Raw genomic sequence first — 14,111 nt, forward strand, 5'->3', positions numbered from 1 at the left:
GCGATGGCTAGTGGGCAGTCGACACATTCGTCGCCTGCCCACCGTCAAATCACTCCAACCTCTTCACCTCACCAAACTGCTTGAGCGAGTCAGGGGTCACGCCCCGTCGTGCATACTGCCAGGCCCACTCCGGGATGCTCAGATGACTTTCCAGGTACACGGCAAAATCCAGACGGCTATGCCCCAAGCGGTTAGTTGGGAAGTTAAAGTTGTAGAGATAGAGCTGGGCCCGTCGTTGGCCGATGGCGAACAGGGTCTGGATGATTCGATTCGCACGGGCTTCTTCTGCCCCCAGGCTTTCTCTTAATGCCAATCCAAATTCCAGTCCAGTACGCAGCGACCCCGGTCGTCCAAGCGCCTGCCGAATAGTCGCATCGCTAAAATGCGGCCCAATCAGGTCAAGCCAGATCTGCATGGCGTAATCGGCTTGCAGACGCATAAGGTTCCCCACTAACCCCGGGGTATTTAACAAGATGGCCACCCGATTATTGGACGGCGACTCCCCTGGAGGGCTAAACAACTTCGCGACGGCAGGTACGTCTATGCTCTCAACGTTCTTCCGCGCCCCGCCCAGGAACTTCATGAACGCCATCAAATTAAGTCGATAAACGAGAATGTTTTGCAGGTTCTGATCATTGAACACCTGCATCCAGTCAAGGTCGATGCGTCCCGTACGCTCCAGTTCGGCATAACGGGCGTCTGCATACGCGGCAATGAGTTCAAAGCGCCTGTCGGACAGCGCCGGGTTACGGATCCACCTCGCGACGTCACTCACGGACAACATGCCACCGAGGTTGTGAGCGATAACGCGGGATCTCAGGATAATGTTGGCCCGCCGCAGCAGATCAGGGAAGCGCCCAAGGGCCGTTCTGAATAAATCAACGGTCCGCTCGACCATGTCGGCATACATGAACTGATCAAACAGCTCAGCATCGTCATCGACGAACTTGTCCCGAACGCGCATCAGCTGGTCTTTTACGTCATCCAAATCATTGCGATCCACGAGACGGGCACCGTCCAGCAGCCTTTCAAGCTCATCCGGGTCCAGATGATTATGCAGTGCCTCCTCATGCCTGACATAGGCCAGGCTATTGCGGGGATGATGACCGACCAACTGCCGGGCGGTGACCCCATACTCCAACATGATATGGGCCACGTCTTTGGAAACCAGCAGGTACTTGTCATCGAGCAGCCGGAGAATGTTCTGATCATCGACAGGCGGCAGCAGAATGTCCTCGAACAGTTGCTTCATGGTGACTTTTTCCTGCGCGGAAAAAGGGCCGCTGGTGCCCGCCGTCAGGTTCGCCGGAGACCGGGGCGATAACATGCGGCCGACTTCCTGCAGGATCTCAGGGGGTAACTTAGTCCCTGGCGCCCCAGTAATTGCCATACGAACAGTTCTGTTTGCATGCAGGTCCAAGTAATCCAAGGTCGGTTGGAACAAGCGCTGCGGGTTGGGCGTTCCGTAGACGATCCGGGTGAGATCGAGCATCGCCGCATTGTCCAGAAGATTGACCAGCGATGGCGCATTCTCAAAAAGCGCTTGCTGCACTCTGGAGACTGGCGGCGCCACGTATTGACTCAACTCCGGATGTTGGTCGACATGATCGGCTGCCGCATCACGCAGCCCCTGCATCGTGAACGTCTCCTGGGCCTGCCCTTCATTCAACCCAGCCGCCAAGGCCTTGAATAGGCAATCACCATCGGCATCGATATCCACCACGCGCTCACCCAAGAGCAAACTGTAATGGTCATGACCGGTTCGTCTCAAAACGACATCTGTATCTGCTCTATCCGGATGCTCGGCCACCGGATAAATCGTTTCATGTTGCCCCGGGGTAAAACGCACCGACCAGGCACGTTGTGCGGATATTTCATCAATGATCAGCAAGCTGCGGTTTTGTGGCCAGATCGCCAGGCGCGTCATGATTGACGGCACCAGGTCTATGATCCGATTGTTCCAACTGCCGGGCGTGCGTATCGAATTGGAAACAGCGGAAACCGATAGGGCAGGCTTCTTTGACGGGCCCGGTTGGGCAGGCGTCTGCGCCGGCCGTTTGCCGCCGCCCCGGCCAAAGCCCACGGCACGCCACTGCCCATCGGACATGCGCGCCACGGTGCTGCGCATCACCCCACTGGAGCGGATGTCCAGCCCCGTCATCGGGTTGACCAGGGTGGCTTCGGTTGCATCCAGCTTCGTGTGGTCATGCACACGGAACACCGTCCCGTCGGGTTGTCGCACATACACGGGGCGAGCCGTCACACTGCCGGTGGCCACATTGCTGATCGTGGCACGATAAAAGCCTCGCGCGTCCGCGGTCAGCCCACGGATCACCGAGACATCCTTCACCGCATAAGGAGCATAGATCGCCATGTCCAATGGCAACCCGGACAGCGCTTCATCCTGACTCTGGCGCGCGGTCACCGCGCGGAAAAAAGATTGGCCCCGAGAGGGCACGGTGCCTCGGGCAAGACGCGATCCGCCATGGTTCGCTACCGCATGTACGAGCGCCAGAGTCTTCAGGTTCAGCGGAATAGCCCCGGTCCTGTACACCAGCAAGCCGGTCTTGACGGCGCTCTTGAGCATCTGGAAACCCGGCGCCAGGAACATACCGGCCAACTCCATGACAACCTCGATCGCCATCTGCCCGAACCTGCCATAGGTTTGATGACGGACATCGCGGTTACTGTTGGAGCGTTGATCGGCATGGGCACTGTGAAAGTTGATGTGCGCCCGGTGGAGGGCTTCAAGAAGGTCGCCGGTGATCAACGAACCGCGAATCAGCGGACGCCCCCCTTGCTGCCCCAGCGTGCGTTTTATCTCGGAAGGGTTACGCGTGGAGATACGCGAACGGAAATACGCCTGCCAATCCTCCCGTGACAACAGCTCGGCAACGCCCTCGCTCAGATCGGCAAACTCGTGGAAGTCCTCGCCCTCGGGACTGTCGGGAAAATAAACCCCCACGGTGCCCTTGATATCCGGCCCTTCCTGATCGGAAAACACCAGCACACCATTGATGCTGACCGCATTGCCCATATGGGCGTGTCGGCCGCCGACGGCCATGCTTCCACCCAACATCAGACCGTACACATGCACGCTGCGCCCCATGACGGAGGCGCGGGCCTCTACCGACGGCGAGCTCAGGACAGCGTCCAGCCAGAGGGCGAGTTTCTTCGTTGATTTGGGTGGGTTGAAGGTCTTATCGACCACCAGGGCCTTGAACACTGTGTCGCCCTTGAGCGAGGCCTCATAGCCTTTGAATTTCAGATTGGCCAGGTACGCTGTCTGCCAGGCCTTCTTGTAGGCCGGTTTATTCATTTGCTCCCTGAGCATGGCCTCATAACTGCCACCGGCATCGATGCTCGTCACCATCTTGGCCAGTTCGCGCCCGCTCAACGTAATGAAATAGCCGTTGGCCGGGTTGCGGATACGCTCGCCGTCTGGATCGATCAGGTAAGCGCTCAGTACCTCCCTCATTGCATTCGGGTGCTGAGACGGTCGCAGGTTATCCAATAGCAACTGGGTCAGGCTGCTGACACGGGACTGCCCCGGGTTGGCCCTCTTCCCATAGAAAAACGTAACCATGGACAGGTCCGGATCGGGGTCTATGTCCGCGTGCACGACCTTTTGCAGATATTGCCTGATCTTCTGGCGGGTGAACTGCAACAACGTCTGGATATCACTGGCTGCCGATTTATAGGCGGCTTCCAATACCAGCAGCTCCAGACCGCGATAATGCGATTTTTCCGCAGAGGTCGCCGTTTTAAAGAAATCGGGGCGATTGTCTTCAACCAGGGTTTCCTGGCGCGCAGCCAGTGGCCCGGCAAGGGACAGCATGGGCAGGTCCAGCGCATTTTCGACATTCAGGGCAAAGGCAGGCAAGGCGAGTGTTTCGTTTACAGGCGCATTCAGAAACGTTTCCAGCGCGGCACTTTGAAACCGCAGCAGGTCATCTGCGGCGATTTCAAAGGCGTGTCCAGACAATTCAGAGGCGATATCCCGAATCCTGCGTTTTTGTCCCTCATAGACAGGGCTGACCTTATTGACCAGATCCTTGAAGGAACGGAATTTCTGGATCCCTCCTTCCAGCGAGTACAGGAACAATGCGGACTGATCGGCCCGTTTGATGGCCATTGCAGCGGGCCATTTGCGGGGCGCTGCGGCACCCATGTCGAGCATGACGGCATAAACATGGGGAATGGGCGCCCGCAACAGGCGGTTTCTGTCCGTCATGCGAGGATGGGTCGTGATGAGGTCCAGCAGGCGATCCTCATCGTTCTGCAGGTTGCGCTCACTCAGAGTCAATTGGAGGGCCGGATCCCGATCAGCCTTGTACAGATCGAACAAATACAAGAAGCGCCGGTACAGCAAAAAAGCAAGCGCCGCTTCAGCTGTGGATGGGCTTGGTGTATCGAGCCAGTCCGCTACGTACTTACCCGTGCGAAACGCAAGGAGGTCATCCTGAAACTGCCGCTTGAGACTTTCGTTGGTGGCCGGTTGAGCGACATAGAATGCCGACTCCATGATCGCTGCAGTTTTCCGATCCAATGGGCTGACAAATAGGCTGTCAGCCTCTTCCACCGTATCCGCACGACTGAAGAATCCCACGCCATCGACCGTGTAGGTGGGCCGTGTGTCCGTTGTCAGGCAGCTCAACATGACGTCGGTAAAGCGCTGCGAGGAGATCAACGCACGCTTACCCATCGAGTCGACGCTAAAGTGGTTCACGTAGCAGTGATCCGGGTCCAGGTGCTCAAACGCCGAGGCACGGAATTTCCCTTGCGCAAGCTTTGCCTTGATTCTGCCGACCAGCAGACTCTTGAGTACCGTGTCGAACGTTGGAAGCGCGGCGAGCAACCGGGCCAGCTTCACCTGATTGGCATCCAGAAGCCCCAATTGCCGGAGCTGCTCTTTTTCACGGGCGCCGAGCAGATTGCCGTGAGCATCCACCTCGGTGATGAGGGGCTGTCCAGTGCCCTGATAACCGGGCTCGATGCCGGCTCGCAATTGCTGCAGGACGTCTTGCGAGAGTGCTTTACCGTTGGCCCGCAGTGACGAAAAGTCCAGGGACATCTGACTTCGGTGGGGATAAACCCAGCCCTCTCGCGGGGACAAGGCGGAGGAGGAAGCCCGGCTTTGATGGGCTCTCAGAAAGCCTTGTGTCACGGCGTCCCGCAACGTCACCGCGGCGGTTTTGCGTTCAGCGGCCGAATCGACAGTCTCGACCTCCAGATAAGTGACCTGAACCTGCACCTCGCCGGTGAGGCCCCATTGGGCTAACCATTGATCGGCAAATGTATGAGGTTGAAATCGGCTCCCGTTGGGTAACAGGCTGATGGGTTTCAAGCGCGCGAAAGAAGGCACACCACGTTCATTTTCAGAGAAAACAGTCATTTCAGTGTCCGGTTGTGATCAGGGCTGGGACCCTATCGCGCCGTTCGAGCGGAAATGACATACATATGTATGGAGGGGTTAGAGGGTTCGGGGAAAAGCGTAAGTCCAAATGTCAGCAGAATCTCACGACTCCGTGGCGAAGGCGCTTGCTTGCGCTCGGTTGCGCAGCAACCGCAAGTTCTTAGGGCCGCTGCGCAGCCCCGCGCCACAGGGTTATTCCACAGTACGATGAACCAGGCTCAGACCAGCTTTTGCGCCAGCACCGCAATATGCTCCGGCCCAATCCCGCAGCAGCCGCCCAGATGGCTTGCCCCGCGCTTGCGCCAGTCAGCCGCCCACTGAAGGTACCCTGGTGGATCAAGGTCTTCGCGCAGTGGGTCCAACCCGTCGTTGGCCGTCGCCTCCTTCGGCTGCGGTGGGAACGCGTTGGCGTAGGCTCCAATGTGGATCTTCACCCCCAGGCGCTCGAAGGTGTCCCGCGCGGCATCGATTGCTGCGCCGATCACTTCTGGTTGGCTGCAATTGAACAGCAGCGTTTCGACGCCGAGCTCGGCGGCCACTGCCGCCGCGTCCGCCACCGGCTCACCGGAACGCAGGCGCGGCACTTCATCGGTGTCTTCATCTTTCAGGGTGAATGACAGCCAGAACGGCTTGCCGTCCTTCGGCAGCCCGGCGTGGATCGCTCGCGCTTCAACCGTCGAGCTTTGGGTTTCGGCCAGCCACAGGTCAACATGAGGCGCCAGGCCTGTCACCAGCGGCGCCAACAATTCATTGGCACGGCAAGCATCGAACAAATCGGGTCGATAGGAACCGAACAACGGTGGCAGCGACCCGGCAATCCGTACTGATTTGCCTGAGGCCTGTACCGCCCGCTGCGCCAGCTCCCCAGCCAGCGCCGCCAATGCCTGGCCCTCGGCTGCAAAGCGCTCCTCTCCGATGTGAAACGGCACTACGGCGTAGCTGTTGCTGGTAATCACGTTGGCGCCGCTGGCGATGTAGGCCGCGTGTACCGCTTCTACCGCCTGGGGTGCTTCGCTCAAGGCCAGCGCCGACCACTCGGGCTGTCGGAACGGGGCGCCCCGGCGTTGCAGTTCGCGGCCCATGCCGCCATCAAGGATGACTATCGTTGCTGCGCCCATATGCGATTCACTCATAAGCTTATGAAAAATACTCACTACCGGAGTCCTTCTTATAACTATTTAATACGCACCCATCGGTTAACCACAACTTATTTTTCAGCCAGGGATCTCTCGTGAAATTTCAACCGCTGCTGGCCCTCGGCCTGACTCTACTGGCCGTTTCGTCACAAGCGCTCGCTGGCGCCACGCTGGATCGCATCGAGCAGAAAAAAGAACTGGTCGGCGTGCTGATGGAAAGCTATCCGCCCTTCTCATTCCTCAACGATCAGAACCAGCTCGACGGTTTTGACGTGGATGTTGCCAAAGCGGTCGCTGAAAAACTGGGCGTGAAGCTGCGCCTGGAAACCCCCTCCTGGGACGTGATTGCCGCCGGGCGCTGGAGCGGGCGCTATGACATCTGTATCTGCTCCATGACGCCAAGCAAGGCCCGCGCCGAGGTGTTCGATTTCCCGGTCCAGTATTACGCCTCGCCAGCGGTGATCGTAGTCAACGCCAAGGACGACAGCATCCATGGCGCCAGTGACCTGAGCGGCAAGAAAGTCGGCCTCACCAGCGCCTCCAGCTACGAGAGCTACCTGAACAAGAACCTGGTGATCGAAGGCGCCGAAGACACCCGTTTGAGCTACCCCTTCGAGGACGTGCAGATCGCCCCGTACGACACCGACAACGTGGCCTTCCAGGATTTGGGTCTGGGTGCCGGGGTGCGGCTGGACGCGGTGCTGACCAACCTGGTGACAGCGCAGCCGCGCCTGACCGAAGACAAACGCTTCAAACTGGCGGGCGAGGCGCTCTATTCCGAGCCGAATTCGGTGGCCATCGAAAAAGGCGACGCCGAGTGGAACAGCAAGGTGCGTGAAGTGTTCGCCCAGTTGAAACAGGACGGCACCTTGAGCAAGCTTTCCCAGAAATGGATCGGCGCCGACATCAGCCAATGACTTCCTTTCCATCCCCTTCTCGGCCACCGCAACCGGTGGCCGAGTCGCGCCTGAAAAAGATCTTCGGTTTTCGCACACGGTTGTACCTGACCTGGGCAGCCATGCTGGTGTTGTTCGCGAGTTTTTTCCTGAGCTTCGACCTGAAATTCTCCATCATCCTGGACAAGCTGCCGAATCTGCTGGGCGTGCACCTGGCACCCAACGGCTTTCTGCAGGGCGCGGCGCTGACGCTGTTCCTGTGCCTGTGTTCGATCGTCGCTTCGTCCTTGCTGGGTTTCATCACCGCCCTGGCGCGGCTGTCCAGCAGCGCGGTAGCCTTCGGCATTGCCAGTTTCTACGCGTCGTTCTTTCGCGGCACACCGCTGCTGATCCAGATTCTGCTGATCTACCTGGGCCTGCCACAACTGGGGCTGGTGCCGGGCGCGATTGCCGCCGGGATCATCGCCCTGTCGCTGAACTACGGCGCCTACCTGAGCGAAATCTTCCGCGCCGGCATCCTGGGCGTCCCCCATGGCCAGCGCGAAGCCTCCCTTGCGCTGGGCATGGGTGAAACCGTGATCTTCTGGCGTGTCACCCTGCCCCTGGCCATGCGCACCATCATTCCACCGACCACCAACCAATTCATCTCCATGCTCAAGGACTCGTCCCTGATCTCGGTGATGGGCGTCTGGGAAGTGATGTTCCTGGCGCAATCCTATGGTCGCTCCAGCTACCGCTACATCGAAATGCTCACCACGGCGGCGATCATTTACTGGTTGATGTCCATCGCGTTGGAGCTGATCCAGGCGCGGATGGAGCGGCATTATGGGAAGGCTTATCTCAAGCGCAGCTGACAGGACAGTTCCGAGGATCTTGTAGGGCGACGCTTCAGGTCATGGAAGCCAACGCGACGATCTCTGGATCGCAACACGACCGGCCTACAGATTCCATCTGCTGTGGCTTGCCCAAGGCGCGGCGTTAGCTGGCAGCGTGACCGGGGGTGGAATTTTTAAAGTGCGGACTTCTTTCAAGAGAGGCCGCACTCGATGTCTATCCAACATTTACACCCACCCCAACACCTTGCCCTGGCAATCGCCTTGGCGCTCGGCTGCGCCGATGTTTCGATGGCTCAGCCATCAGCCGATATTCTCACAACCGCCGAGCAACAAGAGCACCTCAAGGCCTTCGCCGAAGCTAAGGATACCAAGCGGCAAAATGCCAACGCCTCCCGTAAAGGCGACGCGAAATGGACGGGCAAAAATGACTGGGTCATCATCAGCGCAAACGCAAAATTCCCCGGGATCATTGATGGTGGCGGTGGAAAAAACGTTCTGCGCCTGGACGCCGCCAAGCATCCGATATTGGCTGAAACCCGAAACTTCATGGCTTTGCAGGTTGCGCAAGGTGAATGGCAACACACCGGGCATTTCGCAGGCTGGGGGGTGATCGAGCCAGAGGCCACGTTGCTCAATACTGGCCGAATCGGCGGCCAGGTAGGGGTTCTCGGCAAGCTGGACAACCAGGGCGTGGTCGCCAATCGCGTGACTGTCGAGCCAGGTGCCAGCATGACGAACTCCGGCGTGGTCAATGGACAGGTTCATGTACGCGAAAGGGCCAGCTTCAGCGGCAATGGCACTGTGGAGTTCTTGAGTGTCGCGGGCCAGTTGGAAGTCGGCCCCGAAATAGGCGCACCCTCCATTACTCAGGACTTCTCGTTGGCGGAGAGTGCCGAACTGATCTACGGGGTCAATGCAGATGGTGGTAGCTCCACGATCAACGTTGAAGGCACCGCGCTCCTCAACAACGCGACGCTGACCGTCGCCGGCGTGCCGGGCGAATACATTGAGGCGCGCGAGCACACGGTCATCCGCGCGGGGAAGATCGAAGGAACGTTCGGCACGGTCTCCAGCAATCTGGCATTCATGACGGCGACGCTGAGCCCCACCGATACGCAAGTCAACCTGACTTACGCGCGCAACGATGTTCCCCTCAAGCAAGCAGCAACTACCGAAAACGGGCAAGAATTTGCGGCCCATATCGAAGCGCTGCAACCGGTCAAACCAACAGCGCCCGTCCCCAACGACGGGCCCGCCGTTGCACAGGCAGCTGGTGCCCGACCAGGGATCGAAGCCCCAGCAATCAAACCCGTCGAGCCACCCAAAATCACCAGCACCGCTCCCAAACCCACCGGCCAATTGCAAACCACCCAGCCAGTCGCAAAACCCAACGCCGCCATCAACGCCTTGCTCGGCAGCGATATGATGACCGCCGCCAGCGCCATCGACCAACTGAGTGGCTACAACACTGCGGATCTGGGCAACGCCACCTTGAGCAGCATCGCGCCGATCAGCAGCGGAATGCTTTCGGCCATGGGCCAGAAAAACCCGGGGAACGTGCATGCTGACGGTCAAGTCTGGGTCCAGGCCATTGGTAACAGCGGCAGTATCGGCAAACAATTGGGCAGCTATGCCCTGAAACACTCGACCAGAGGTGTGATGCTGGGAACCGACTGGGCCATCAGCCCTGATTGGCGCCTGGGGATAATCGGCGGCAAGACGCAAACCCGGCTGGACGGCCAGCAGTTCGATGGTCGGCTCGACAGTTGGCACCTGGGCGCCTACGCCTTGCGCCAGGACGGGCCATGGGCGCTGCGCCTGGGCGCCGTTTACGGCAATCATGACGGCAGTACCAAGCGTCATGTGCTCTTCAACGGTTTCAGGGATCGCCTCAAAGGTCGCTACGATGCCAATACGCAGCAGGTCTTTGGCCAGCTCGGTTACAACCTGAACATCGGTCACTTCGATGTCGAGCCTTATATCGACCTTGGCTACCAACGCTACCAACGCGATCGCTATTCGGAGAACGGTGGCGACGCAGCGTTGCAGTTCAACGGTCAGGCCCAGGACTATTTCCACAGCAACCTGGGCCTGCACCTCGCCCGGTCATTCTCTCTTGACCAGGGCATGCGACTGACGCCGCGCTTGAGTCTCGGTTGGAAACATCTCTACGGCGAGACCCGAGGCGCTTCCCGCCAGGGCCTGGTCGGCGCAGGCAAGTCGTATACCGTCGAAGGCGTCGAACTGGACCGTGACAGCCTGCTCTTCGAAACAGGGCTGGACCTGGCCGTTTCGCCCAGGCATACCCTGGGGGTGAGTTATAAGGGTGAAACCGGTCAGGACAACCGTAACGGGGCGTTGATGGGCCAATGGCGAATGATGTTCTGACAGGCAAAAAAAAGGGGAGCACATGCCCCCCCGAGGTTAAACGGTTGTATCGAGGCTGTTAGCTCAGCCTTCGATCTCGATCAGGATCTCGCCCGGATTGACCCGGTCGCCCTTGGCGACATGAATGGCGGTGACCTTGCCGGCGATAGCCGCCTGCACTTCGGTTTCCATCTTCATGGCTTCGGTAATAAGCACCGCTTGGCCGGCCTTCACCACATCGCCCTCCTTGACCAGCACATCGACGATGTTGCCCGGCATGGTGGTGCTGACATGGCCCGGCGCAGTGGCTTGTTTGCGCTTGCTGCTGCCGCCGCCGACAAACTCATTGAGCGGTTCGAACACGACCTCTTCGGGCATGCCATCGATGGACAGGTAGAAGTGACGCTTGCCTTCAGCCTTGACGCCCACGCCGGTGATGTCGACGCGGTAGGTTTCGCCGTGAACATCGATGACGAACTCGGTCGGCACGCCTTCACCACCCGCCGAGCTCACACTGCCCGCCTCAGGGATTGGCAACAGCACTTCCGGGGTCAGGGTGCCGGCTTCGCGTTCTTCGAGGAACTTGCGCCCGATGTCCGGGAACATGGCGTAAGTCAGTACGTCTTCTTCGGATTTGGCCAGTGCGCCGATTTCGCCACGCAGCTTGGTCATTTCCGGCTTGAGCAGGTCGGCCGGACGCACATCGATCACGTCTTCGCTGCCGATGGCCTGACGGCGCAGCTTCTCATTCACCGAACCCGGAGCCTTGCCGTAGCCGCCCTGCAAATAGAGCTTCACTTCGTTGGTGATGGTCTTGTAGCGCTCACCGGCCAGCACGTTGAAGAACGCCTGGGTGCCGACGATCTGCGAGGTCGGGGTCACCAGCGGCGGGAAGCCAAGGTCTTCGCGCACCCGTGGAATCTCTGCCAGCACCTCGTTCATGCGATTCAACGCGCCCTGCTCTTTGAGCTGGTTGGCCAGGTTGGAAATCATCCCGCCCGGCACCTGATTGACCTGGACGCGGGTGTCCACCGCCGTGAACTCGCTTTCGAACTGGTGGTATTTTTTGCGCACCGCATAGAAATACAGGCCGATTTCCTGCAGCAATTCCAGGTTCAGACCAGTGTCGAACTCGCTGCCCTTAAGGGCTGCAACCATCGATTCGGTGCCCGGATGGCTGGTGCCCCAGGCGAAGCTGGAGATCGCGGTGTCGATGTGATCGGCGCCGTTTTCTACGGCCTTGAGCTGACACATCGCCGCCAGGCCAGCGGTGTCATGGGAATGGATGAATACCGGCAACGACTGCTCGGTCTTCAATGCCTTCACCAGCTCGCCAGTGGCGTACGGAGTCAGCAAACCGGCCATGTCCTTGATCGCCACCGAGTCGCAACCCATGGCTTCCATTTGCTTGGCCTGGGCTACGAAAGCCTCAATGGTGTGCACCGGGCTGGTGGTGTAGGCGATGGTGCCCTGGGCGTGCTTGCCGGCGGCTTTCACCGCCTCGATGGCGACCCGCAGGTTACGCACGTCGTTCATCGCATCGAAAATACGGAACACATCGATGCCGTTGACCGCAGCCTTGGCCACGAACGCCTTGACCACGTCATCGCTGTAATGGCGATAGCCCAGCAGGTTCTGACCACGCAGCAGCATTTGCAGGCGAGTGTTGGGCAGCGCCGCACGCAGTTGGCGCAAGCGCTCCCACGGGTCTTCCTTCAGGAAGCGCACGCAGGCGTCGAATGTTGCGCCGCCCCAGACTTCCAACGACCAATAGCCGACTTTGTCGAGCTTGTCGCAGATCGGCAGCATGTCTTCGGTGCGCATGCGGGTAGCGAGCAGCGATTGGTGAGCGTCGCGCAGGATCGTATCGGTTACGTGAATCTTCTTGGACATTGTTATTTTCCTTACAGGCCTGCGTGGGCGGCAATGGCGGCGGCGATGGCCAGGGCCAGCTCTTCGGGTTTGCGCTTGATCGAGTAGTTGGTCAGCTCAGGATGGCTTTCAACGAAGCTGGTATTGAACTGGCCACTACGGAATTCCGGGTTGCGCAGGATTTCCTGGTAATACGCCGCGGTGGTCTTGACCCCTTGCAGACGCATGTCGTCCAGGGCCCGCAGGCCACGGTCCATTGCTTCTTCCCAGGTCAGCGCCCAGACCACCAGCTTCAGGCACATCGAATCGTAGAAGGGCGGAATGGTGTAGCCGGTATAGATCGCTGTGTCGGTGCGCACGCCCGGGCCGCCGGGGGCGTAGTAGCGGGTGATCTTGCCGAAACTGGGCAGGAAGTTGTTTTTCGGGTCTTCGGCGTTGATCCGAAACTGCAGCGCGAAGCCACGGTGATGAATGTCTTCCTGCTTGACCGACAACGGAAGCCCGGAGGCGATGCGAATCTGTTCACGAACAATGTCGATGCCGGTGATTTCTTCGGTGATGGTGTGTTCCACCTGCACCCGGGTGTTCATCTCCATGAAGTACACCTCGCCCTCGGCGAGCAGGAACTCCACGGTGCCGGCGTTCTCGTAGCCCACAGCCTTGGCGGCGCGCACCGACAGGTCACCAATGTAGGCGCGCTGCTCAGGCGTCAGTTGCGGGCTGGGGGCGATCTCGATCAGCTTCTGGTTGCGACGCTGGATCGAGCAATCACGCTCGAACAGATGCACCACGTTGCCAAAACTGTCACCCAGGATCTGCGCTTCGATGTGCTTGGGATTGACGATGCATTTTTCCAGGAACACTTCCGCCGAACCAAAGGCCTTGGTGGCTTCGGAAATGACCCGCGGGAAAGCCTGTTCGAGTTCTTCGCGGCTGTTGCAGCGACGGATACCCCGACCGCCACCACCGGACGTAGCCTTGAGCATCACCGGGTAACCAATGCGGTCGCCTTCGGTCAGGGCCTCTTCGATGCCCGATACGTTGCCTTCGGTGCCCGGCGTGACCGGTACGCCGGCCTTGATCATGCTGCGACGCGCTTCGGTCTTGTCGCCCATGCGGCGAATGACTTCAGCCGACGGACCAATGAATTTGATCCCGCGCTCGGCGCAGATGTCCGCCAGCTCGGCGTTTTCCGAGAGAAAGCCGTAACCGGGGTGCAACGCATCGCAACCGGTTTCCACAGCCAGGTTCACCAGTTTGCGCGGGTTGAGATAGCCGGCCAGCGGATCGGCGCCGATGCTGTGGGCCTCGTCCGCACGCTTGACATGCAACGCATGGCGGTCAGCGTCGGAATAGACCGCGACCGAGCGAATGCCCATCTCGGCGCAAGCGCGCACGATGCGGACGGCAATCTCACCACGGTTGGCGATCAGGATCTTTGTTATCAATTGGAGGTTCCCTTGAGCCGGTGGTACCACGACCTGGAGCTTCAGGTCGACGCGTGACCAGATGTAACAATCGGTCGCAGCACCACACTAGTCCTGGCTGTTGATTAACAAAAATGAATATTTATTGGGTCGTGCATAAG

The 14,111-nt window shown here is 59.3% G+C and carries 7 protein-coding genes; 3 read left to right on the forward strand and 4 right to left on the reverse strand.

Annotated elements, in window-relative coordinates:
* Window positions 1-49 precede the first annotated feature (49 nt).
* A complete protein-coding gene (locus tag CRX69_RS26495) occupies window positions 50-5,395 on the reverse strand; it encodes a dermonecrotic toxin domain-containing protein (RefSeq protein WP_107323146.1) in 5,346 nt (1,781 codons plus the stop codon).
* Window positions 5,396-5,634: 239 nt separating this feature from the next.
* Window positions 5,635-6,534, reverse strand: a complete 900-nt coding sequence (locus CRX69_RS26500; RefSeq protein WP_047226704.1) for a homocysteine S-methyltransferase family protein — start codon at window positions 6,532-6,534, stop codon at window positions 5,635-5,637.
* A gap of 113 nt (window positions 6,535-6,647) precedes the next feature.
* On the opposite strand from CRX69_RS26500, the gene CRX69_RS26505 reads away from it, so the two are divergent.
* From CRX69_RS26505 to CRX69_RS26515, 3 genes are all read left to right on the forward strand, one after another.
* Window positions 6,648-7,469 carry an ABC transporter substrate-binding protein gene (locus CRX69_RS26505; protein WP_076383200.1) on the forward strand — a complete coding sequence of 274 codons (822 nt, stop codon included), beginning with the start codon at window positions 6,648-6,650 and terminating at the stop codon, window positions 7,467-7,469.
* Window positions 7,466-8,302, forward strand: coding sequence for an amino acid ABC transporter permease (locus CRX69_RS26510; protein ID WP_107323147.1), 837 nt, complete (start codon window positions 7,466-7,468; stop codon window positions 8,300-8,302). The genes CRX69_RS26505 and CRX69_RS26510 overlap by 4 nt, the downstream gene beginning before the upstream one ends.
* A gap of 270 nt (window positions 8,303-8,572) precedes the next feature.
* Window positions 8,573-10,672, forward strand: coding sequence for an autotransporter outer membrane beta-barrel domain-containing protein (locus CRX69_RS26515; protein WP_240539574.1), 2,100 nt, complete (start codon window positions 8,573-8,575; stop codon window positions 10,670-10,672).
* Between the two features lie 63 nt (window positions 10,673-10,735).
* Here the strand turns inward: CRX69_RS26515 and oadA are convergent, their stop codons facing one another.
* Entirely contained in the window at window positions 10,736-12,544 is a 1,809-nt protein-coding gene (oadA, locus tag CRX69_RS26520) for a sodium-extruding oxaloacetate decarboxylase subunit alpha (protein WP_107323149.1), read from the reverse strand.
* A gap of 11 nt (window positions 12,545-12,555) precedes the next feature.
* Entirely contained in the window at window positions 12,556-13,971 is a 1,416-nt protein-coding gene (locus CRX69_RS26525; RefSeq protein ID WP_047226699.1) for an acetyl-CoA carboxylase biotin carboxylase subunit, read from the reverse strand.
* Window positions 13,972-14,111: the final 140 nt, after the last annotated feature.

The sequence above is a fragment of the Pseudomonas rhizophila genome (assembly GCF_003033885.1).
GTDB classification, from domain to species: Bacteria; Pseudomonadota; Gammaproteobacteria; order Pseudomonadales; family Pseudomonadaceae; genus Aquipseudomonas; species Aquipseudomonas rhizophila.

Coding starts and splice junctions, on each gene's coding strand:
- CRX69_RS26495 (WP_107323146.1), bottom strand. CDS start 5,395: ATGACTGTTTTCTCTGAAAATGAACGTGGTGTGCCTTCTTTCGCGCGC.
- CRX69_RS26500 (WP_047226704.1), bottom strand. CDS start 6,534: ATGGGCGCAGCAACGATAGTCATCCTTGATGGCGGCATGGGCCGCGAA.
- CRX69_RS26510 (WP_107323147.1), top strand. CDS start 7,466: ATGACTTCCTTTCCATCCCCTTCTCGGCCACCGCAACCGGTGGCCGAG.
- CRX69_RS26515 (WP_240539574.1), top strand. CDS start 8,573: ATGGCTCAGCCATCAGCCGATATTCTCACAACCGCCGAGCAACAAGAG.
- oadA (WP_107323149.1), bottom strand. CDS start 12,544: ATGTCCAAGAAGATTCACGTAACCGATACGATCCTGCGCGACGCTCAC.